Raw genomic sequence first — 22908 nt, 5'->3', positions numbered from 1 at the left:
TTAATAATATATTATTTTGAAACATATTAGCAGAATATTGTCGATATGGCTAAAGCATCATAGGCACTTATGTCGTTTATATTTTCTAATGACTATATTGTTGTACTCATATGCTTACTTTAATGGTTAGCTATGTTATAGCTCCTATTTATAGAGCCAATCATTTAACATTTGATAAAAAAAATAGCAATAAAAAACTGGCGCTCCTAGGAACGCCAGTCATTAAGCAGTATATTCGATAAAGGGCTAGGCTGTTAAGCCCAGCGCTTCGATCAAGCGCTTGTTCGGCTCAACCTTATTCATGCTATAAAAATGCATGGCAGGTACACCCTCACTAATTAAACGCTCACAAAGACGATAGACAACATCAAAGCCGAACTCGCGAATAGCGGTACGGTCATCGCCAAAATCAGTTAAGCGCTTACGCACATAACGCGGAATATCAGCGCCACAGCTATCGGCAAAGCGCACCAAATTGCTAGAGTTGGTAATCGGCATAATGCCAGCGACTAAAGGTTGAGCAATCGTGTCTATACCACGCTTCTCTAAGGTATCACGCAGATATAAATAGCTGTCAGCGTTATAGAAAAACTGGGTGATTGACGCATTGGCGCCCGCTTGGTATTTATTGACCAAATTTTCAACATCAAGCTCAAAGCTACGCGCTTGTGGGTGCATTTCAGGATAGGCTGCGACCTCGATACGGAAGTGATCACCTGAATATTCGCGGATAAACTTAACCAAGTCTAACGCAAATGGCAGCTCGCCCATACCAACCTGACCTGATGGCAAATCACCACGAAGCGCGACTAAGCGCTTGATACCTAAGCTCTTATAGAGATCGAGCAATTCCGCGATTTCACTTTTATCATCACCGATACAAGACAAATGCGGTGCAATATCAGTGTTACCACGAGCGCATAGTGCTTGAACGATGTCTAACGTGCGACTACGGGTTGAACCGCCCGCACCGTAGGTCACCGAAAAGTACGCAGGTGACAGCTTATTCAACTCATCATAAGTGCTGAGTAGCTTTTCATGACCTTGCTCGGTTTTGGCTGGGAAAAACTCAAATGAGATAGCAGGCTTAGTCACAGTCTAATTCCTATTAGTATTTATAAGCGTCAGGCTTAAATGGACCTTCAACAGGCACACCCAAATACTCAGCTTGTTTTTCAGTCAGCTTCGTTAAAGTACCGTTAAAGCCAGCAACCATAGCAGCGGCTACTTCTTCGTCTAGCTTTTTCGGTAAGACTTTGACGTATAAGTTGTCAGTGCGCTTATCTGCTGGTAAGTCAGCAAACTTTTCTTCAAACAGATACATTTGCGCCAATACTTGGTTAGCAAATGAGCCGTCCATTACACGTGATGGGTGACCAGTCGCGTTACCCAAATTCACCAAACGACCTTCAGCAAGCAGAATCAAATAATCATTTTCATCGTCTGAGCGGAAGATTTGATGGACTTGTGGCTTGATCTCAACCCAGCGCCAGTTGTCACGCATAAACTGTGTGTCAATTTCGGTATCAAAGTGACCGATGTTACAAACGACCGCGCCAGGTTTTAATGCAGCTAGCATATGTCTATCACAAACATGATAGTTACCAGTAGTGGTGACAATCATGTCAGTGTCTTCGAGTAGACGGGTGTTGATGTTTTCTGCGCCGCCAGTGTTATCGCCATTGATGTACGGTGATAATACTTCAAAGCCGTCCATACATGCCTGCATAGCACAGATAGGGTCAACTTCTGAGACACGGACAATCATGCCTTCTTGACGTAAGCTTTGCGTAGAGCCTTTACCTACATCGCCATAACCGATTACTAAAGCGCGACGACCGGCAAGGAACATGTCAGTTGCACGTTTGATAGCGTCATTTAAGCTATGACGGCAGCCGTATTTATTATCATTTTTAGACTTAGTAACGGCGTCGTTAACGTTGATAGCCGGTACTTTTAGCGTGCCTTTATTGAGCATTTCAACCAGACGATGGACGCCTGTAGTAGTCTCTTCTGAGATACCATGAATATTTTCAAGAAGCTCAGCGTAATCATTATGAATTAAAGCCGTTAAATCACCGCCATCATCTAAGATTAAGTTGGCATCCCACAGCTGACCTGATGCTTCACCGCCAACGTGGATTTGTTGACGTAAGCACCACTCGTACTCTTCTTCTGTTTCGCCTTTCCAAGCATAAACAGAGATACCAGCAGCAGCAATCGCAGCAGCAGCATGGTCTTGAGTTGAGAAGATGTTACATGAAGTCCAGCGTACTTCAGCACCTAGCGCGACGAGTGTCTCGATAAGAACGGCAGTCTGGATGGTCATGTGGATACAGCCAGCGATTTTTGCGCCTTTAAGCGGTTGATCCGCTTCGTAGCGACGACGCAAACCCATTAGGGCAGGCATTTCGGCTTCGGCTAGAGTGATTTCACGGCGACCGTAATCGGCAAGGCTGATGTCGGCGACTTTATAGTCAGTGAAAGAGGGGTTGATCGTATGGGCAGATGGGGTGTTAGACACTGCGTCCATAATATGCTCCTATCAGTGGTTAATGTATGATAAAAAGAATAATAACGCAGGTGCCGTTATTTGCGCTGCCAACAATCATGAGAAAGACTATTCAACAGTTACCGAGCCTAACATAAACACTGATTAGCGCGGCTTTGAAGCCTATTTGCAAGATCAGATATTATGGTGCAACACCTCTCGGAGGGTGGTTATTGTAATAGATAGCGGTTAATTTGTCACCTATTGGCTGATATAAATGGTAAGTGGACAAGTCATAAAAAAAGGCCATCGTTGGATGACCTTTTATAATTAGTAAAACACTGGATTTTTATGCTATTAAAATCAATTTAGAACCAGTTATAAGTTAGTGAGGTGAAATAACTGGTACCCTCTGTGGCGTACTCATTACCGAATTGGCTGGCAAGAGTATATTCTTCGTCAGTAATATTATCTACCCGCAAGTTAGCACGAAGTTTAGGCGTAATATAAGCACTGCCACTTAAATTAAGCAACGTGTAGCTATCAAGCTTATTATTTTCGGCTGTAAATCTATCATCTGTATGTTTGGCTTCAAGGCGAACATCGAATGTAGGTTGCTGATAACCAATATAAACCATACCGCTGTTTTTAGGACGATAGGCAAGCTGTTGATCATAGCTGGCGCTATTTGCAGTTTTGTCCTTCGCATCTAAGTAGTCGTAACCTAAACCAAATATAAAGGCATTCATATTCCAGTCTGAGGTTAAGCTTAAGCCTTTGATTTTTGCTTCACTGATGTTTGTACCACTCGCAATTAGGTCTTCTGCATCTGTGTGAAAGCCTGTCAATCGAGACGTCTGCATGTCATTAGCATATTCAACGAATACTTCCGTGTTCTCAGTTCTTTCAGGTTTCAGGTTTGGATTACTGAAACCAGGCCAGTATAAGTCATTAAAAGTAGGGGCGCGAAAACCTGTGGCATAGTTTGCACCAATTCTCATACCTGCCATTGGATGTATGGCAGCCCCTAGATTGTAAGTGCTTTCATTACCGTATTGAGAGTTGTCATCTACACGATAGTTGGCTTGCAGGTCGTAATAAGACTCTGACAATTGATAACCAACGAAAGCACTTTTAACGGTTCTGTCGTCAGGGTCATAGGCGGTTTGAACAGGAGGAGTGGTATCAGGGTAAGGCGGATAAACTAAAACATCTGAGGCGTCTAATTTTTGCGATAACCATTCTGCGCCAACAATCACAGTACCAGGTTGCGCGTTAATGCTGGTCTCTAAGCGTGCCTGCTCTTGCGTGGTATCGAACTGACTACCTTCTTGATAGTTAATAGAGTTGGCATCATAAGAAGTTGATTTATCAATACTTTGTCCGTAGCTAAGTTTGCTGACCGTCAAAGGCGTTTTATATTGAAGGTAAGCATTTGCACTGCCATTTTTTTGATCTGAATAAGCATTCGGGAAAGCATTTCCTGCTGAGTCGATGTCGGTAGTTGAGTCAGAATACAAGGCACTGAGTCCAGCGCTTAGCGAGTTTGAAAGCCTATGCTGTAATCCCAAACTGGCATTGGTAGATTTAAAACCATCATCGTCAACGTTGTAATCATAAGAATTGGCATTAGCAATTGCGTTGAAACCGTCAGTTTCGTTGCGACTGACACCTAAGCTCAATGACGAAGTATCATTTTTAAGCTGACCTGTCACGCCCACTTGATAATGATCATTACTGCCATAACCAACGGTCGTAGAAACATTGGATTTTTCTACGCTATTGCCTTTGGTGAAGATTTGGATGACCCCGCCCATGGCATCAGAACCGTAAATACTAGAACCTGACGCACCGTATAGAATTTCGATACGCTCAATTTGATCAGCAGATAATAGATTTAGTTGAGGTGTGCCTAGAGAGATGGAGCTATAGCGGATACCATCGATAATTACTAATACCTGCTTGCTATCAAAGCCGCGCATATAAAAATTACTGGCTGTGCCCATACCGCCACTTTGTGTAATATTAATGCCAGGCTGATTCTTCAATACATCAGTGACAGTCTGACCCTGATAACGCTGCAATTCTTCTTTATCAATCACCCGAGTCTGAGCAATAACATTGCTGGTCTTAGTCGGTGTACGTGTGGCTGTGACGACGATTTTATCAAGCTCAACTTGTGGCAGCGCGTTATCATCAATAGTGCTACTATCAGTAGTCGCGGCTGTAGCACTCATAGCAAATACGCCTAAAGCACTTAAGATACACAACCGAAGATAGGTGGTCGAAGACGAACGGGATAAAGACATATTTAATTCCAAATTGATCAAGTCAGAAAGTTACAGATGCGAAAGCTGAGATGCTAATATTTACAAAAAGTAATAAATAGATTACATGGCGTCATTATCTATAAAAGCGATTCATTTATAAACCACTTTCACCTAATGTTTATTCATTATAAGCTGAGCAGCTTTCATGATAGATGGTTATTTACTCACTTCAGTGATTTAATTTAATAAAATACAGTGGGTGTGTTTCTTAAATTACATAGATAAAGCGGCGATAAGAAGTGAACGCCCAAATATGAGACGTTAAAATATAATTGCCTAATATAGATCGCGATAAAAACACGTAATCAAAAGCATTGCCGTTATAAATAATTGCTATCATAGGGCAGGTTTTATCTATTTTTTTTGTTGTAATATTTATCAAGCTAAGAGGTTTGTTTTGTCTATTCAGCGTTATCTGAGTGCTCGTACTGCGCCATCTCCATCAATCTCATCTCCGAAAACGCCGCTTATGATGACGGCGTTTCTGTTTGCGATGATATTAAGTTTACTCTTGCCACATAGTGCGACTGCCGCCGAAGCCAGCATACTGGGTGTGGGCGGTCAAAGTGAAGAGACGACCAAAACCTCGATACCAGATTCATTTGGTCGCGATACGCCGCGCCATACGGTACAAGGCTTTATCGGTGCATTAGGTGAAAATGACTATCTGTTGGCAAGTAATTATTTAAATTTATCCAAATCCGATAATCCAACCACCATTGTGCGCCAGTTCAAGCAAGCGCTCGATGCCGGCGGACGTTTTCAGCCTGACTTACAGATTAACAATACCCCTGAGGGCAATTTAACCGATCAGCTACCACCGAGCCAAGAAAGCGTAGGGGTGATTAATGTTGGCGACAAAAGCGTACCGCTGCTGCTAGAAAGGGTCGTGTCTAAGGAAGGGGAGCAGTATTGGCAGTTTTCGAGTGACACGCTTGATGCAGTACCAGAGGTGATAGAGAACTATGAGCCGACGTTGGTTTCTCGCTATACCGTTGACTCATTAGAAGGCAAAAAACTGTTTGGGTACCAGATGGCGGATTTGTTTGCTGCCCTCACCATGATTATCAGTAGCTTTATACTCACTTATATTTTGGTTTGGCTGCTCTATCACTTATTAAAACTGGCCTATCCGCGTATTCGTGGCGAGGCATTACCCTTACCTAATAATGTGATATTGCCACTGGCAGTAGTGGTTATGGCGCTGATACTGTCTGAGGTAATGGTTTATGCAGGTGTCTCAGTGACGCTGCGCGAGCCGGTCAATCGCTTTACTGATATTGCCTCTTGGGTGGCGACCACTTGGTTATTATTACGCGTTATAGATTCGATATTTACTCGCGCAGTCAATTTAAGCTATAAGAAAAACTATACGGAACGTGTTTCTATCTTGGGGCTGCTGCGTAAAGTGGTCAAAGCACTGCTATTGATATTTGCCGTTATCGTCATCTTTGGCAATTTAGGTTTTGACTTGACCACAGGTATTGCGGCATTGGGGGTCGGCGGTTTAGCCTTAGCCCTTGGTGCGCAAAAAACGATTGAAAACTTGGTCGGCAGTGTGGTGGTGGTGGCAGATTCACCCGTCCGTATCGGCGATTATTGTAAGTTTGGTACCTATGAAGGCACTGTTGTCGATATTGGTATTCGTTCATCACGGGTACGTACCTTGTCGCGCACCATCGTTACTGTGCCAAACGGTGATTTTTCATCGATGCAAATTGAAAACTTTACCTCGCGTGATATGTTCCGATTCTTGCACCAGTTATATCTTAAGCGTACTGCTGATATTGAGGTGGTATTTAAAATGGTCAAAGACTTGGATGCGTTTTTAGATGAGCACTATTTAACCAACCAAGAATGGAATCAGGTCAATATCTTGGAGCTGCGTCAAGACTGTTACGTCATCCAATTGCAAGCTTACGTCAATGCCAATGGGATCACCGAGTTTTATGACAAACAAAACGTGTTATTCGTCGATATTTTAAAACAAGTAGCGAAATACAAGGTCGAGCATGCCTTGCCAACCCAGCAGCTGATTGTCAATCAAGCTGAGCTTGAACATGAAATGTTAAACGATATCGAGGATAATGGTAGTGAAGCGGTAGACGATAATTTAAGCACTGATGAGAATAAGAATGATGTTAATCATGACGTCAATGACATCTATAACAGTGATGATATAGACGGTGAGCAAAATGGGGTTGATTTAGGCAAAGAGGCGGACAAAAGCAAGGATGATAAAGTAGCGACAATTCAAGCAAATAAAGAAGCCAAGCACAAAAAAATTAACTTAGATAAAGAGCGTCAACTAAAAAGAAAGGCATTGGTGAAAAATAAATTTAAGCGTGCCAAAAGAAAATTTGGTTTTTCTATCTGGAATCAACCTTAGCGTATCATATGACAATTTTGCTTAAAAACTTACGCCACGTTTTGTTCGTTAGAGAGCTATTTAGTTAGATGGTCATAAAGGCATAGCTTATAAAAGTGCAGCTTATAAAGGTACGGCGTTTTTTTGACGTAAGAAACCATAGTATTGCCATAACAATAAACTGGCAGCGCTACGATGTGGAGACCAATCTTGAGTCAAATTTTTTAGTTGTTTCGGCGTTGGGCGCTCTGCTAAACCTAGCAAGTCCATCGCCGCCACTTTAATCGCTAAATCATCAACTGCCAGTACATCAGCTCGTTTTAATGAGAACAGCAAATACATCTCAGCAGTCCAGCGTCCAATACCAGTAACCGCGGTCAAGGTTTTGATAACTTCTTCGTCAGGCAGGGTATCTAAAGCGGAAAAATCTATATCGTGCTCGACCAAAGAGCGCGTATAACGAATTTTTTGCTTAGAGAGCCCCTGCGCGCGTAAGTCCTCGTCCGTTGCTGCACGAATCGCTGCCGGCGTCGTCAAACCTCTATCAACCAAGCGTTGCCAAATACTGGCCGCCGCTGCTACAGATAACTGTTGCCCAACCATCGCTCTCATTATCTGTGTAAATCCACCTGCGTTATGTCGTAAGTCCGGCATGCCAACTTGCTCATAGACAGGCGCGAATCTAGGTTCGATAGCAATCAAAGCACTTATATGCTCTTGTAATTCTCTACTGTTTTCGATGGTCTGTATGGTCATAATAGCATCACTTAAACGATGAGAAAGTATTGTTATAAAAGTAATAGAGATGTTTGTTTAGAGCAGGCTGTTAGCACTTATCATTAAAATTGGCTCTTAAAGCTTATTGTTAAAACTGTGTCCTAAAGCTTTTCATTAAAGATTTTATCAAAGAAAGCTACGATTGATTGATATAAAAAAGGACTGCCAATTGCAGTCCCTTCTGTTTTGATATTAAGCTAAAACTAAAAACTACTCGCCATCATTTTTAGGTTTTTTAAGTAAGACTAACACCGCACCATTACCGCCATCTTTTGGTGGGGCAGAGCAAAAAGCCAATACTTCTGGTAGTTGACGTAGCCAACCATTGACGCACGTTTTTAAAATGGCCTCAGAACCTTTACCATGGACGATTTTTACCATGGTTTCGTTGTTTTGCTTGGCTTGGCTTAATAGTTGGGTCATTGCCATGCGCGCTTCTTCGATGGTGCAGCCATGAATATCTACCGCATCATACCAACGTAGCTTGCCTTTTTTGAGCTGATCAAAGATTTTGTTTTGCAAGGTCGGCTGCTTATAAGACAAATAGGCTTCAGAAGCAACAGGATTGAGTAATGCTTGCATATCTGACAGGCCTGCGCCCAAGTCGCTTGCTTCACTACCTTGAGCTGCGGCACGTTTTGATAACGTTGCGGCGTCAAGTTTGCCAGCTTTTGAAGCATTGGCAGGCGAGCGTACATTTTTATCTTCTAGTTGATTGACGCCATGCATCGCTTGCATAAATAGCACTTTATCGTCGTCGATATGTTCGCTATCTAATTGCTTGACCGTTTTTTTAACTTGTTTTTGGGTCAACAGTGACACAGGTTCGGTTGGCTTTTCATTGTCGCCATCTGCTGAGTTGGTATCGCGACCCTTACTCAGTTGCCCTTTGAGCTCTTTTAGTTGGTCTTGCATTTCTTTTGAAAACAGAGAGTTTGACATAATAGTTAACGTATCGTTGGTTAGTGAATGAGGTGTTTATTAGATATCTTAAAGCTATCTAATCTTAAATTAAGATTCTTCAGTTACTTTTTTAATTACTTTACGCCTGTGCTGCGACGCTCGCAAGTAAGGATTGTAATGCTTGTCCAGGATGTTCGGTCTTCATAAACTGTTCACCGATTAAAAAGTGCTGAATATTATGGCTTAACATCATTTGGATATCATCGCTGCTGTGAATACCACTTTCGGTTACGATGAGCGGTCGTGCTAAGCTGTCATTGGGATTAGCAGAAAGCGCATCATCGATGGCAAGCTCACGTAATAGCGTGTTCTTTAACTCAAGTGTCGTTTGTAAATTCACATCAAAGGTATTTAAATCGCGGTTGTTGACACCGTAAATATTGTGTTCTGAATGTGGCAGCTGTAGGGCACGTTCAAGCTCTTCTGCCGTATGCACTTCTATCAATACATCCATACCAAGCTCGATACTCAACGCGTGCAGTTCTTGTACTTGGGTATCGTCAAGACAGGCCATAATCAGCAAGATGCAATCGGCACCCATCAAGTAAGATTGGTAAATCTGATATACATCCACCATAAAATCTTTGCGCAATATCGGTAAGCTGCAAGATTCGCGTGCTTGGATTAAATAACTGTCTTCACCTTGAAAGTAATCACGGTCGGTGAGTACTGATAAACAACTGGCACCGGCTTGCTCATATTGTTTGGCAAACAGCGCTGGTGCAAAATTATGATTGATAATACCTTTAGAAGGCGAGGCTTTTTTAATCTCAGCAATGATACCAATATCAGCGGCACGCAAGGCATTGGCAAAACCGCGACGAGGCTGTGTATCAGCGGCGACTTGCGATTTTAATGTCTCAAGCGATATTGCCGCACGAGCAGCGACAACTTCCTCATGTTTGGTGGCAACGATACGCTGCAACACTGAAGGAATAGTGGTGTCTGATTTTAGATTGGCGGTCATGGCTATATTCCATTATTTGGTAAAAAATTAGTGTAGCAATTAGGCAAATAAATTAAGGTTGCATCACTAGCAGCAATTAACAAGATTATGCGTCACGTATTTTTTAAATCTAATTTTATCAAGCTTCAGTGGCTAATTGCTGGGTATATTTGGCCAGGTCATCAAGCTTAATTAAAGCATCCCCATTTTGAATAACTTTTTGTGCACGGCTCACACCATTCGGGTAGTTGCTGGCAAGCCCTGCGGTATAAATAGCGGCACCGGCATTTAACGCAATCATATCACGGGCTTTTAAGACAGCGCGTTCGGTGGTCTCTGCACCTGATAAAGCGGCACGAATCAGCTCAAGGCTTTGTGCTGGAGAATCAACATCCAAACCGATTAAGGTTTGTGATTCGACACCGGCATCTTCTGGCATCATCTCATAGACAGAGATTTCACCATCTTTTAACTCAGCTACCGTGGTCGAGGTTGCGAGACTGATTTCGTCCAAACCATCTTTTGCCCCAACCACCATCACATGACGCGCGCCCAGATTTTTCATCACTTTTGCCAAAGGCTCACATAACTGCGCGGTAAAGACGCCGATGACAAGATTTGGCGTGCCAGCAGGGTTGGTAAGGGGACCTAAAATATTAAAAATCGTCCGCGCTTTTAGCTCACGGCGTACTGGGTTGGCGTAGCGCATCGCACTATGATGATTGGGCGCAAATAAGAAACCAATACCTTGATTTTCAATACACTGCTGCGCTTGTTCGGGGGTCAGCGTAAGGCTAATACCTGCTTGCTCAAGTAAATCTGAGCTACCAGATTTGGTCGAAACGCCGCGGTTACCATGCTTAGCAACTTGCGCGCCCGCTGCGGCTGCAACCAATGCTGCGGCTGTAGATACGTTAAATAAGTTAGCACCATCGCCGCCTGTACCGACGATATCGACCATATAGCGACAGTCTTTTGGGCTGATATTGGCGGCTAAAGCACGCATGGCACTCGCTGATGCCGTAATCTCGTCAATTGACTCACCTTTCATACGCAGACCAGTCAAAATCGCGCCCATCATGGCATCGCTACATCTACCTTGCATAATGATGAGCATTACTTGATACATCTCATCAAAAGTCAAATCAATATGCTGAAAAATTCTACCCAAAGCAGTGGTCAGGAGCTTATGAATACTCTCATCTGACAGCTGATTGATGTCTTCAACGGTTTGCTGGGTTTGGTTAATTTGATTGCTCTTATTAATTTGTTCCATCATTGATTTTTCATCCTGCATAGCGGCAGAGGTCATAATATTCTCACTTATTATTATCTTTTATAATTGTCGTATAAATTAATGGGGTTAAAAATAGAGCACGTTGTTTAAAATAGTTATCCTACTTGCGGTAACTCATCTGACGATATTGCTGCTAGATTATGCGTTTGCAAAAAGTTATTTAGCAGCTGATAACCTGCTTCGCTTAAAATTGACTCAGGATGAAACTGAACACCTTCAATCGCAAACTCGCGGTGGCGAATACCCATAATGGCGTCGATACTGCCATCCACATTTTGTGTCCAAGCGCTGACCTCAAAGCATTCCGGCAAGCTTGCTTGGTCAATCACTAGCGAGTGATAACGGGTAAACTGGGCTGGATTTGGCAAGTTAACAAACGCTCCTTGTCCGTTATGATAAATAGCTGATAAACGCCCGTGCATGACCTCATTTGCTTTCACGACTTTACCGCCAAATGCTTGGCCGATTGCCTGATGACCCAAGCAAATACCTAATATCGGGATAATGCCTTTAAAAGTATCAATCACTTCTAATGAGATACCGGCGCTGTCAGGGTCACAGGGGCCGGGACCAATAACAATGGCATCTGGCGCAAGTGCTTTAATCTCATCAATACTGATTTCATCGTTATGCCAAACTCTGATGTCCTGCTGCAATTCACCGAAGTACTGTACAATATTGTAGGTAAAGCTGTCGTAATTATCGATCATCAAAATCATTGTGTTATCAACTTAGAATTATCAACTTAGCATCTTCAACGCATTGCTAGGCAGTTACTTTACGGTTTTATGCTTGGTCAGGATAGCTTTTATGCGCGTTTATAAAGCGCCGCCATTCTTATAATGCGAAAGGCTCGTTGAGCTTGCGATATTAAACGTCGTTATCTTAACACTATTTTGTTATCTATCAAACGTAGCGCAGCCACCCTCTAAAACATAACAAATGCACCATAAAAGTGCGTTATTTACTAGATAAGTGCTAGAGTCTGCGCCTGTATAGTGCGTCCATCGTTATATTATAATTTTATGCTTGAGGGTTAAACACCGTAGTTGCCATGTAAACTATTTTCTAAGATGCCAATATTCCTTACATAACTATTTGTATTTACTATTAATAATTATAATTTATGACTTTGTATTATATTAAAGTTTTTATAGGGGTACTCAGAATTGGCATAGCAGTTGCACCCATAATCAGTATAAGTAATTAACGTTACGAGATAATGCGCTACGAAGCAATGTAGCATTATTTATTAATATGCATTTGAAGAGTTCAGCATTATGAGTCAGATGTTGCTAAAATAGCTTCTGCTTGTAGTCGGTTAAGAGAATTACCGTTAAGAGTAAAGAGACATACTGAGTAAATAACGCTGATAACACCGATTTTCTAGAATATAATATTTTAATCCTAAGTTTTAATTTCAGTACTATGATAACCATAAAGGAAACTATCCATGTCGAATAAACTACTTGATCTTATCAAATCATCCAATGCCAAATGGGTCGATTTTCGTTTCACTGATACGCGCGGCAAAGAGCATCACATGAGCTTTCCGGCGCATAGCGTTGACGAAGAAGTGATGGAAGATGGCAAGATGTTTGATGGCTCATCGATTGCTGGTTGGAAAGGTATTGAAGCCTCAGATATGATTTTGCGCCCAGATCCAGAGACGGCGTTTATCGACCCGTTCTTTGATGCAGTTACCGTAGTAGTGACCTGTGACATTATCGAGCCATCAACGCTACAAGGTTATGACCGTGACCCACGCTCTATCGCCCGCCGTGCTGAAGAATACTTAAAATCTACCGGTATTGGTGATACGGCTTTTTTTGGTCCTGAGCCTGAGTTCTTTGTATTTGACGAAGTAAAATGGTCGGTCAACATGTCTGGCGTCAGTCATGAAATCGTCGCTGAAGAAGCCGCTTGGTCAACCAATAAAGACTATGAATGGGGCAACATGGGGCATCGTCCGCGCGTCAAAGGCGGCTATGTACCAGTACCACCCGTTGATAGCTCACAAGACATGCGTGCGGTGATGTGCGATCGTATCGAAGATATGATTGGCGAAGGTTGTATTGAAGTTCATCATCATGAAGTTGCCCCTTGTCAGTTAGAGATTGGTGTTGCCTTTAATACGCTCGTTCGTAAAGCAGATGAAGTGCAAAAGCTAAAATATGCGGTCCATAACGTTGCCCATCAGTTTGGCAAAACCGCAACCTTTATGCCAAAACCAGTTGTCGGTGATAATGGTTCTGGGATGCACGTGCATATTTCTATCTCAAAAGACGGTGTCAATACTTTCTCAGGTGATGAATATGCTGGCTTGTCAGAAACCGCGCTATACTTTATCGGCGGTGTTATCAAGCATGCTCGTGCCTTGAATGCGATTACTAATCCGTCGACCAACAGCTATAAGCGCCTGGTGCCACATTATGAAGCGCCTATCAAACTTGCATACTCAGCGTCTAACCGTTCAGCGTCTATCCGTATCCCGCACGTTAGTAGCCCAAAAGCGGTACGTGTTGAAGCACGTTTCCCTGATCCAGCAGCCAACCCATACTTAGCGTTTGCGGCGTTGTTGATGGCAGGTCTTGACGGTATTCAAAACAAGATGCATCCAGGTGAAGCCGCTGATAAAAACTTATATGACTTACCACCAGAAGAAGAAGCACTAATTCCAACAGTAGCTGAAAATTTAGAAGTAGCGTTACAAGCGTTGAAAGAAGATCATGAGTTCTTATTAAAAGGCGATGTTTTCACTAAAGAGATGCTAGAAGCCTATATTGCCCTGAAACAAGAAGAAGTACAGCGCGTCAACATTACTGTACATCCAGTTGAGTTTGACTTGTACTATAGCTGCTAGTCAGTTATTTCAAATCTAATCTTTTAACCATAAACCAGTTAAGTAAATCTTAGCTGGTTTTTTTTGTTCAATTAACGTGCGCGTTTAATAGGTGACTTTACTGTGAAGTCATTGCTGATTTACTGGTAAAAATATCGCATAATGGTGTCATCTATATATTAATAATAAATCGCTATTAGGCTAACTAATTATGAGCTCATCATTTAAAAGCACTGTTTTCAATAAAGGATTGTCGCTAAGCCTGCTAACAGGTTTGATTATCAGCACAGCCAGTCTCTACGCACCTTTGGCAAATGCCGCTGCTATCTATAAAGTCATTGATGAAAAAACGGGTCAAGTCACCTTTACCGACCGTCCACAGAACTATGAACAGCAAGCAGGTAAGCAAATTAGCCAGACCAGTGTTATGAGTGGGAACGATAGCGTTGGTGCAAATAGTTTTAGTCAAACAAGTAATACGAATAATCAGCCTGTCAATACCACCCAAGCGCCTGCTGCCGCTAACACCATTGCCAACAATGACTCAACCGCTAATAAAGCGCCCATTAATTATCAGATGATGTTGACAGAGCCTAGCGAAGAGCGGGCGTACCGTCGTCCCGTACAAAGCATCGATGTAAAGGTGCAAGTAAAACCTGCGCTACAAGCGGGCGATAGTGTCAGCATTTACTTAGATGGTAAGGAAGTGGCGCAGGGTTTGAGCGCCTCGATTGCAACTGTAGATATCCTGCCGGGTACACATAGCGTCAAAGCCGCGATAAATAATAAAAAAGGGCAGGTAGTAAAACAGGTAGAGCGTACCGTTTATGTCATCCAAAACACGCAAACTTTGCAAAAAAATAAAAAGTTAGCAGAACAGCTTTTGGCGTATCAGCGTCTACCTTGGTATCAAAAAGTGTTATTAAAAATGCGTCAAGATGGCAAACAACCAAATATGCAATCATTTACTAAGCCAATAGTTGATAAACCTATGACGCTTGAAGAACCAGTAAAAAAATAACTCTGGGTCACGGTGTTAAAGCCTAGTAGTAAAAGGTTAACAGTGAAAAGTTAGCGGTAATCCATTAACAATAATTGATGTATATAAAATAAGGGCAATCACTGAAAGCAGTGATTGCCCTTATTGGTATAAGTTAGTAATAATATTTATTATTTACCTCATTACTTCTTCGTTTATTTCGTTAACTCAATCGTACCATTCGCAGTAACTGAAATAGTACTGTTACCCGATTCAAAGCTTTGGCTAGGCACTGAAGCATCCGCTGATTCAGCTTTCATATTCATAGCGCCATACATAGGACGTGGGTAGTTGCTGCCAGTGTTCAGGTTAACATTGACCACACGATAGCTACGAGCATCCCATGCACGAGTCAGGTTCTTTGCTTGCTGCTGGAAGGCGCGAGAAGCATCGGTCATAAGCTTTTGCTCTAGCGCATCTTTTTTAGCATCTGAAACCCCAAAGTTTAGGTTTTCCATCACCAAGGTCTCTTGCAGATCGGCAATCAGCTGACTGGTTGCGGCAAAATCAGTACTCTTTAAGTCGATGCTGGTTTGTCCTGTCCAGCCAATGATTTTGTCATTTTTATCATAGCGCGGATAAGTGCGCTGCTGACCGGTACTGACCGTCACGCTAGGGTAGCGTTTGGCAATTTTCATAGCGTTATTGATAGAGGTATTGAGTGTGGTTGCTAGCGCTTTCGCATTTGTTGCTTGCGCTTTTTTATACATACTGGCGCGAACTTCGTCGTTTTGAACTTCTTCTTTAACTTCCGTTTGAAAAGTCAGCTGATCGTAGCCTGTGGGCTCTGCATGGGCGCTACCCATCATTGCGGTGAGTAGGGTGGCTGTACCCGTAACAAGTGCTGCTTTGTTCATCCAAGTGTTTTTCATAATTATCTCCTAATGAGTAGTAACAATAGTAATCTCATTTATCTGAGTCACATTGATTCACGTTGTTATAATGCGCATTGTTATATCAGCTGTTGTTTATGTTCATTTTTTATTCAACAGACCTTATGTAAAATAGCAAAAAATTAACGGGTTGCTGTGAGAATTTTGTCACTTAAGTTACAGGCTCATTTAGTCTCTAAAGCAAACAGTTTGACGATGGGGGTTGTAATAATAAAAAATTCTTGTATAATCTGCAACTGGTGGCTCCATTGGTAGCCTCGCAACATTGTTCTATGAATCCCGCCAGGACCGGAAGGTAGCAACGGTAATAGTTATAATGTGTGCCGAGGATGTGCTGATGGAGTCGCTTTTTTTTGCCTAAAATTTGCTGATACTCCTGTTATATCGTTTCAGAGAGCCAAACCTAATAATAAGCCCTTCATTGTAAAGGGCTTTTTTTTCGCCTGCATTTCGTCTGATTTTGAACTCAATGTAATATATATGGGTTAAAATACAATGTAGTAACCTTTATTAACAATAGTATAAATACAAAACCTTTTGGAGTCCGACGATGAAAATGTTTGTTTTGCTATTCATTGCAATGGTCGTATTGATTGTGATTTTTGGGGTATCAGTATTTAATAAGCTGGTACGTGCCCGCAACCAAGCAAAAAATGGCTTTGCGCAAATAGATGTGCAGCTAAAACGCCGCCATGACTTGATTCCAAATTTGGTCGAAACCGCTAAGCGTTATTTGACCCATGAAGAAGAAACGCTGACTCGCGTGATTAGCGCGCGTAATCATGCTCAGAGTCTGCAAAACTCTACTAAGCATCAGCCAGATTCACTGGAACACATGGCATTATTTGCCAAGGCAGAGGGTATGTTGTCAAAAGCCTTGGGGCAATTTTCAGCTGTGATAGAAGCCTATCCTGAATTAAAAGCGGACAGTATGATTAAAGAGCTGATGGATGAGCTCACCAATACCGAAAACCGCATAGGCTTTGCCCGTCAGCATTATAATGACAGCGTGATGTTTTATAACAATGACCGTGAAGTGTTTCCAAATAACCTTGTCAGCAGCACCTTTGGCTTCCGTCCACTTAGCCCATTGGTATTTGAAGACAGAAAGGTAATTGCTCAAACACCTGTCGTCGATATGGGCTGATGTTTACATAATGTCAAATGCACTTAGTTATGGTTAGGTAAGATAAATAGATGGATTTTTTTGGTGCACAGCGGACCCGTACTCAGCGCAGCTTGTTGCTCTATGGGCTGTTTTTTCTGATAGTCTTTGCCCATATTGCGGTGGCACTTGGTGTCATGGCGCTGCTGCTCACGTTATTTACCGGTGGCATTTATCATTGGGTATTAATACTGGTTGCTGTCTGGACTATCGGTAGCTTTGTTGCGGGTAGCTTTTTAGAGTATAGACGCTTAAGAGCAGGTGGTCGTGCGATTGCTCAGCGTGTGGGCGCGGTGCGCTTGTTTATCGACCACAGTCAAGATGCTTGGGAGCATAGCCAAGGGGTTGCTCATCAGCATAAGCCTATACAGAAAGTTCGCTTTAGTGCCCGCCATATTGCGGTGCGTAATGAGCGTGATTTTCCGCCTGTCTATCGGCGTTACTATGAGATTGCCCAGCAGCTAGCCATTGCTTCCGGTTTGCGTATGCCTATTCTCTATGTGTTGCCCGATGAGCAAGGTATCAATGGCTTTGTTGCGGGTCGCAATAGTCAGGATATGGTGCTCGTCGTCACCCAAGGCGCGCTCGATAAGCTATCTGATGAGGCGCTATACGGGCTGATAGGTCATGAATATGGTCATATTTTGCATGGCGATGCGACGTTTAATTTACAGCTAATGGTGGTGCTAGCAGGCTTGCAATTACTCTATGACTGGAGTGATTCTATTAATAATTTTGGTTCTGGTTATAAAGGCAGTCAGAAAAACTATTTTGATGGCTCTTTTATTAATAGTGCGGTCAATCAAAGCAACCCTTTACCGCAAAGAGCGATTGATAGCCATGCGCGTAGCACTGAAGCGCAGACGGCAAGCTTTACCACTCATAGTGAATGGGTCGCCTACTGGCAAACCCAGTCGCAAAGCCAGCAGGCGTCAGCTAAGAGCCAGTCACGATGGCTACAAAATAATAATAGGTTCGATAGTCAAGCACCGCGCAATATCTGGACATGGTTAATACATGGATTGAGTTTTTCCAGTATGGCCAGTGCGCAGCTGATTAAACACAGCTTTAACCGTGAGCGCGAGTTACTTGCTGATGCGACCAGTGTGCAGCTGACACGTTCGCCTGCCATTATAGAAACCTTAAAGGCCATTCATCAAGATGCGCTTGGTTCGCGCTTAACTGGCATCGCCGATATCAATGGGCTAAGTCATTTCTTCTTTGCCAGTAGTGGTGCAGATTTGGGTGATGTATCTTGGTTTGCGACCCATCCGAGTTTGGCTGAGCGTATGAGTGCTATCAATGCCAACGCTTATCATAAATTTGCCGTGCAAGTCGCTAAAGAAAAGCGCCTAAATCAGCAAAAAATAAAAGAAATATATGAGCAGCGCCGCTTGGGTGATTGGGGTGTGATAACAGCAAATAGCCTAAGTAATGCTAAGCAAGAGAAAAAGATGCATCAATCATCAATATTTGCCGCTCAATCAGTATCAGCTATCCATAAAATCAATACTGATAAAAACAACTATTCGGCTGAGAAAAACGTTAACAGTAACTTTAATGATGTTATTAACGAACGTATTGTTGAAAAAGATGCTATTGAAAAAGAGGTTATCGAAAAAGAGGTTATCGAAAAAGAAATCGCTGCCTTTTCTACTAGTGAAATGCAGAACGAATTGCAAGGCGATAACGGACTTGAGTTTATTATAGAGGAAGATGTTGTTATTGATGGGCGTTTGCAAGTGCAAGCACAAGATATTGGCACTCAGCAGTTGCTTAAGCCATGGCAAGCCAAACCTGATAGCGACTTGCCATCAGATACATTAATTGGTATCGAAGATATACAAAAATTATCGCTACCGCAGTATGTGCTTAATCACAGTTATCACCCGCTCGGGGCGCAAGCTCTGATTGAGTCCGTGCTACTTTGTCATCAGGGTTGTGTGCTGTCAATAACAGCAACTTATGATTTAACTGATATCTGGCTTGGGCTTGCTAACGATGGAACCTCTGCTGCTGAAACTGATACAAGCGGCAACACACAAATTTTACCGCATACAATAGATCACAAATTATTAACGGCAGTGGCAAATCTTGACAGGCGCTTAGACAGTGCTTTGATTGCGTTGGCGTTAAAGCAACTACGCCAGCATGATTTATCAGAAAGCGCTATTAATGAATGGCGCTTAAAATATGAAGCCAGTCATAGCAATCAAGATCATCAACATTATGTGCAGCAAAAAAAGTGTCGTATGATGTTGTTGCGCTATCAGCAGGGTATCATTCAGCTGTTTGAAAACACCCTAACGGCTGATCTCAGCCAAAAATTTGCTGATCATATAGATAGTCAGGGTTCTATTGATAATCCTAAATCAGCATTCAATCACTTAGAGAGTACCAGCTCTCGGTCACCATCGATTTTAGCGTTATGGCAGGCGCTACAGCTGCAGCAATTGTTGCCCATATTATCTGCCGTATTAAATGATACACAGGTTCAGTCGCACATTTGTCCTCAACATCTTAAATCTCAATACTTTCAATGGCAGCAAGTATTGCAAGCTGGCAAGGATAATATCTATGCTCAGCTTGATCCGTCAGGACAGGTGTTTAATGGTCTCGATGTTGCTGCGAGAACCATGCTTGTTTTATTGGCTTATCGCTTATCAAAAGATGATAAAGGTCAGATGATATCCGCAATAGATAGCTCAGTATATAGTGCAGTGCTCAGCTATAATAGTGCTAGCGTTGCTCATTATCTTGTGGATTTACGACGTCATGCACGTTTGATTGATATTGATTTAGCAGTTGTCAGTGAGGCAAATTTGCAATGGTTGCTATTGACCGCACAAAATCTCAATAGTGTTCAATTATTGGCATTGATAGAGGTAGTACCTATTTTTATAGCATCTGATAGTCAATTGGAAGCATCAGAAGCCAACGGTGATGATAATTATCGACAGAGGCAACAGGGCGGCGGTCAAATAGATTATAATGCTCATATACAGGACGGCCAGGCAGATAGTGTAGATAAGGCGGGCAATGATAGTATGCACCATTCTTATACTTATCATACTTACCGGCAATGGCTGAGTACGTTGCATACAGTGATGTTACACGATACGATAGTCAGTCAAGATGAGTATGAATGCTTAACTGAGCTTTCCAATCATTGGTTAGGCGTTCGGCAGCTTTTTTGAGTAATTCATTGATTGCAGCTAGGTAAGTCTTTTGCTGGCAAGAAGCGATATGTTCTTGAATGTTATTTATTTTCTTAGTATTTCTTTTGATAGTAAAGACCTGTAAATCCATTTTAGATAAGTAGGATAGTAGATAAGCATGAGTGATATCCAAGACCCGCTAATTGTATTGCAGCAGCGTATGCAGCAGCGCCAAATTTTAGCGATGATGGGTATCAATCAGTGGGTGCAGCCAAGCTCTGAGACCATGAATATCGCAGATATTTCTTCACCTACTATCCCTGATTCGATGGCGGCGGCTCCGATTACCGCTAAAGCTAGCACTGCATCTAATGCTAGTACTTCTTCTGCGACCACCGCTGAACAGCCAAGTATTGAATCTTCTAATACTGAATCCTCAAATATTAATGCTATATCAAGTATGGTAGATGATGAGTCTATTAACCATTACTATGATGACGCTAATGAGACAGATTTAAGCCATTCTGACCCACAAAGCCCTGTTACCTATAGTTTTGACTCGACTGCCCCTGATGTATCTAAGCCCGTCGTGACTTCCCTTGTAAATACTGTCGTTCAGCAAACTGCGATTGATAATGTAAATAATGCTGCGAGCTTTGAAGATGGTAGTTTTAAAGACGAGGGCTTTAAAGACGATAGCTTTAAAAAGGTAGTACCATTTGATTTACAGGGTGGTCGCTATGGCGATTGGGTAATTTTGGTTGATATCCAAGCCCTTAATAATGACAGCCAAAAACTTTGGCAAAATATTACGCAAGCGCTATCCATCAGTTGTGAGACCACGTCCTTTCCTATTTGTGAGGGTATGGATACAGCAGAGCTTGCCAATGCCAGCCTTGCAGGATATGTATTTAAAATTGGTCGTAGCGAAGAGATAAAAGTTGCTGCATTGACCACGTTGCCTGACGGCCTTGAGCATCCGAACTTTATTACTGTGCCCACGCTCGATGACATGCTTGCTGATAGTAGCCTTAAACGTCAGCTTTGGGATCAGTTATCGAGCTAGCGTTAAAGGGTTGCAATTATAGGTTTATAATTACAGCTACATAATGAAAGGTAGATAGCTTGCAGCCATAGATTTTAAACATAGCTATTAAATACACTGTTAAAAATAAAAAAATAGAGATAAGACTTAAGGGGTTTTAAAGCGATAGTTTTATAGATGAGCTGCTAAAACTGCCGCTTTGAAACTTATATAACCACGATGATTTCATCATATTTAGGATATTGATTATGACCACTAAAGCCGCTCTTAACCGTGTACCCAATTTTTCAGCGGGACCTGCCACCATACCGACCGCCGTTTTATCACGCGCTCAAGAAGAGTTGCTTGATTGGCAGGGACGCGGTATGTCGGTCATGGAAGTGAGTCACCGTAGTAAAGAATACATCGCGATTACTGAAAAAGCTGAAGCCAAATTGCGCTCGCTAATGGACATTCCAGATAACTATAAAGTGCTGTTTCTGCAAGGCGGTGCTAGCTTACAGTTTTCAGCGATTCCATTAAACTTATTAAATGGTGGCCGCGCAGACTATCTAACGACGGGTACTTGGTCTGGTAAAGCGGTTAAAGAAGCACAGCGCTATGCCAAATTGGGTCTGGGCGAGGTTAATGTGGTCGCAACGGGTAAAGACAGTAAATTTACCGACGTGCCAGCCCAAAGCGATTGGAACCTGAGTAAAGATGCAGCGTACTTCCACTACTGCGCCAATGAAACCATTCATGGTGTACAAATATTTGAGCCGCCACAAGTTGATGCGCCGATTATCGCCGATATGTCTTCTTGCATTTTGTCACAGCCCATTGACGTGTCTAAATTTGGCATGATTTACGCGGGTGCACAAAAAAATATCGGTCCAGCAGGTCTGATTATTGTGATTATTCGTGAGGATTTATTGGGGCAGGCAAGTGAGTGGTGCCCACTACTCATGAACTATGAGCATCAGGCTGAAAAAGAATCAATGTCAAACACGCCAGCGACGTACTCTTGGTACTTGGCAGGGTTGGTATTTGATTGGTTAGAAGAGCAGGGCGGCGTCGCTGCTATCGGTGAAATCAATCAACAAAAAGCTGATTTACTCTATAAAACGATTGATGACAGCAGCTTTTATAGCAATCCAGTTGACCCAAAATATCGCTCTATCATGAATGTGCCGTTTACGTTAGCCGACAGCAGCCTTGATAAAGTGTTTTTAGAAGAGTCGGAAGCGGCAGGTTTGATGAATCTAAAAGGTCATCGGGATGTCGGTGGTATGCGCGCCAGTATTTATAATGCAGTGTCGCTAGATTGGGTACAGCAATTGGTTGACTTTATGATCGCCTTTGAAAAAAAGTACGCTTAAGTTAGCACAGGTTTTAAAACAAAAGACGCAACTTTTATGAGCTGCGTCTTTTTTTATGCATATCAGCGTTTTTTAAGCGGCATAATGCTTCATGTAGCAACCTAACGCTGCAAAGCATTAGGTTAAAAAACCTAAGTTTGTTATGATAAAATTTTGTAGCACTTAAGATAAAGGGTGCTTTTCCAGAGCTTTCATTTAATAAGCTCTTATTTAAGCTGTCATCAGGTACATGCTCA

Annotated in this window: 16 protein-coding genes and 1 other RNA gene; 8 read left to right on the top strand and 9 right to left on the bottom strand. The window is 42.4% G+C overall.

What is annotated here, in order from left to right:
- Nucleotides 1-246: 246 nt before the first annotated feature.
- From FHS24_RS02245 to FHS24_RS02235, 3 genes are all read right to left on the bottom strand, one after another.
- A complete protein-coding gene (locus tag FHS24_RS02245) occupies nt 247-1095 on the bottom strand; it encodes a methylenetetrahydrofolate reductase (RefSeq protein ID WP_183618371.1) in 849 nt (282 codons plus the stop codon).
- A 13-nt stretch (nt 1096-1108) separates the two neighbouring features.
- A complete protein-coding gene (ahcY, locus tag FHS24_RS02240) occupies nt 1109-2533 on the bottom strand; it encodes an adenosylhomocysteinase (protein WP_183618369.1) in 1425 nt (474 codons plus the stop codon).
- A 326-nt stretch (nt 2534-2859) separates the two neighbouring features.
- Nucleotides 2860-4800: a TonB-dependent receptor gene (locus FHS24_RS02235; protein WP_183618367.1), complete on the bottom strand. Its 1941-nt coding sequence runs from the start codon at nt 4798-4800 to the stop codon at nt 2860-2862.
- A gap of 490 nt (nt 4801-5290) precedes the next feature.
- Between FHS24_RS02235 and FHS24_RS02230 the strand changes: the two genes are divergently transcribed.
- Nucleotides 5291-7210 carry a mechanosensitive ion channel family protein gene (locus FHS24_RS02230; RefSeq protein ID WP_183619114.1) on the top strand — a complete coding sequence of 640 codons (1920 nt, stop codon included), beginning with the start codon at nt 5291-5293 and terminating at the stop codon, nt 7208-7210.
- A gap of 102 nt (nt 7211-7312) precedes the next feature.
- Here the strand turns inward: FHS24_RS02230 and FHS24_RS02225 are convergent, their stop codons facing one another.
- The 5 genes from FHS24_RS02225 to FHS24_RS02205 all read right to left on the bottom strand — a co-directional run bounded on the left by FHS24_RS02225 (nt 7313) and on the right by FHS24_RS02205 (nt 11891).
- Nucleotides 7313-7945 carry a DNA-3-methyladenine glycosylase family protein gene (locus tag FHS24_RS02225; protein WP_183618365.1) on the bottom strand — a complete coding sequence of 211 codons (633 nt, stop codon included), beginning with the start codon at nt 7943-7945 and terminating at the stop codon, nt 7313-7315.
- A gap of 231 nt (nt 7946-8176) precedes the next feature.
- Complete coding sequence (locus FHS24_RS02220; RefSeq protein ID WP_183618363.1) at nt 8177-8908, bottom strand: Smr/MutS family protein; 732 nt, start codon at nt 8906-8908, stop codon at nt 8177-8179.
- A gap of 100 nt (nt 8909-9008) precedes the next feature.
- On the bottom strand, nt 9009-9896 hold the full coding sequence (trpC, locus tag FHS24_RS02215) for an indole-3-glycerol phosphate synthase TrpC (RefSeq protein WP_183618361.1): 888 nt from the start codon (nt 9894-9896) through the stop codon (nt 9009-9011).
- Nucleotides 9897-10014: 118 nt separating this feature from the next.
- Entirely contained in the window at nt 10015-11151 is a 1137-nt protein-coding gene (gene trpD / locus FHS24_RS02210; protein ID WP_183619112.1) for an anthranilate phosphoribosyltransferase, read from the bottom strand.
- 116 nt (nt 11152-11267) lie between these two features.
- Entirely contained in the window at nt 11268-11891 is a 624-nt protein-coding gene (locus FHS24_RS02205; protein WP_183618359.1) for an anthranilate synthase component II, read from the bottom strand.
- Nucleotides 11892-12625: 734 nt separating this feature from the next.
- Here FHS24_RS02205 and glnA point away from each other — a divergent pair.
- Entirely contained in the window at nt 12626-14035 is a 1410-nt protein-coding gene (glnA, locus tag FHS24_RS02200) for a type I glutamate--ammonia ligase (protein ID WP_183618357.1), read from the top strand.
- 190 nt (nt 14036-14225) lie between these two features.
- Nucleotides 14226-15035: a DUF4124 domain-containing protein gene (locus FHS24_RS02195; RefSeq protein WP_183618355.1), complete on the top strand. Its 810-nt coding sequence runs from the start codon at nt 14226-14228 to the stop codon at nt 15033-15035.
- A 173-nt stretch (nt 15036-15208) separates the two neighbouring features.
- Here the strand turns inward: FHS24_RS02195 and FHS24_RS02190 are convergent, their stop codons facing one another.
- Entirely contained in the window at nt 15209-15925 is a 717-nt protein-coding gene (locus FHS24_RS02190; RefSeq protein WP_183618353.1) for an SIMPL domain-containing protein, read from the bottom strand.
- A 267-nt stretch (nt 15926-16192) separates the two neighbouring features.
- Here FHS24_RS02190 and ffs point away from each other — a divergent pair.
- The 5 genes from ffs to serC all read left to right on the top strand — a co-directional run bounded on the left by ffs (nt 16193) and on the right by serC (nt 22672).
- Nucleotides 16193-16289: signal recognition particle sRNA small type (ffs, locus tag FHS24_RS02185), an RNA gene on the top strand.
- A gap of 207 nt (nt 16290-16496) precedes the next feature.
- Entirely contained in the window at nt 16497-17093 is a 597-nt protein-coding gene (locus FHS24_RS02180; RefSeq protein WP_183618351.1) for a LemA family protein, read from the top strand.
- A 50-nt stretch (nt 17094-17143) separates the two neighbouring features.
- Nucleotides 17144-20308 carry a M48 family metalloprotease gene (locus FHS24_RS12390; RefSeq protein ID WP_227671697.1) on the top strand — a complete coding sequence of 1055 codons (3165 nt, stop codon included), beginning with the start codon at nt 17144-17146 and terminating at the stop codon, nt 20306-20308.
- Nucleotides 20309-20447: 139 nt separating this feature from the next.
- Nucleotides 20448-21335 carry a hypothetical protein gene (locus tag FHS24_RS02170; protein WP_183618349.1) on the top strand — a complete coding sequence of 296 codons (888 nt, stop codon included), beginning with the start codon at nt 20448-20450 and terminating at the stop codon, nt 21333-21335.
- Nucleotides 21336-21562: 227 nt separating this feature from the next.
- Nucleotides 21563-22672, top strand: coding sequence for a 3-phosphoserine/phosphohydroxythreonine transaminase (serC, locus tag FHS24_RS02165; protein WP_183618347.1), 1110 nt, complete (start codon nt 21563-21565; stop codon nt 22670-22672).
- Nucleotides 22673-22908 lie beyond the last annotated feature (236 nt).

The organism is Psychrobacter luti, assembly GCF_014192115.1.
GTDB lineage: Bacteria > Pseudomonadota > Gammaproteobacteria > Pseudomonadales > Moraxellaceae > Psychrobacter > Psychrobacter luti.
Note: the sequence above shows the minus strand (reverse complement) of the source record. Positions and strands in the feature narration are given on the sequence as shown.

What these genes read in the sequence shown, in the direction of transcription:
- ahcY (WP_183618369.1), bottom strand. Translation starts at nt 2,533, where the DNA reads ATGGACGCAGTGTCTAACACCCCATCTGCCCATACGATCAACCCCTCT.
- FHS24_RS02235 (WP_183618367.1), bottom strand. Translation starts at nt 4,800, where the DNA reads ATGTCTTTATCCCGTTCGTCTTCGACCACCTATCTTCGGTTGTGTATC.
- FHS24_RS02230 (WP_183619114.1), top strand. Translation starts at nt 5,291, where the DNA reads ATGATGACGGCGTTTCTGTTTGCGATGATATTAAGTTTACTCTTGCCA.
- FHS24_RS02225 (WP_183618365.1), bottom strand. Translation starts at nt 7,945, where the DNA reads ATGACCATACAGACCATCGAAAACAGTAGAGAATTACAAGAGCATATA.
- FHS24_RS02220 (WP_183618363.1), bottom strand. Translation starts at nt 8,908, where the DNA reads ATGTCAAACTCTCTGTTTTCAAAAGAAATGCAAGACCAACTAAAAGAG.
- trpC (WP_183618361.1), bottom strand. Translation starts at nt 9,896, where the DNA reads ATGACCGCCAATCTAAAATCAGACACCACTATTCCTTCAGTGTTGCAG.
- trpD (WP_183619112.1), bottom strand. Translation starts at nt 11,151, where the DNA reads ATGGAACAAATTAATAAGAGCAATCAAATTAACCAAACCCAGCAAACC.
- FHS24_RS02205 (WP_183618359.1), bottom strand. Translation starts at nt 11,891, where the DNA reads ATGATTTTGATGATCGATAATTACGACAGCTTTACCTACAATATTGTA.
- glnA (WP_183618357.1), top strand. Translation starts at nt 12,626, where the DNA reads ATGTCGAATAAACTACTTGATCTTATCAAATCATCCAATGCCAAATGG.
- FHS24_RS02195 (WP_183618355.1), top strand. Translation starts at nt 14,226, where the DNA reads ATGAGCTCATCATTTAAAAGCACTGTTTTCAATAAAGGATTGTCGCTA.
- FHS24_RS02190 (WP_183618353.1), bottom strand. Translation starts at nt 15,925, where the DNA reads ATGAAAAACACTTGGATGAACAAAGCAGCACTTGTTACGGGTACAGCC.
- FHS24_RS02180 (WP_183618351.1), top strand. Translation starts at nt 16,497, where the DNA reads ATGAAAATGTTTGTTTTGCTATTCATTGCAATGGTCGTATTGATTGTG.
- FHS24_RS12390 (WP_227671697.1), top strand. Translation starts at nt 17,144, where the DNA reads ATGGATTTTTTTGGTGCACAGCGGACCCGTACTCAGCGCAGCTTGTTG.
- FHS24_RS02170 (WP_183618349.1), top strand. Translation starts at nt 20,448, where the DNA reads ATGAGTGATATCCAAGACCCGCTAATTGTATTGCAGCAGCGTATGCAG.
- serC (WP_183618347.1), top strand. Translation starts at nt 21,563, where the DNA reads ATGACCACTAAAGCCGCTCTTAACCGTGTACCCAATTTTTCAGCGGGA.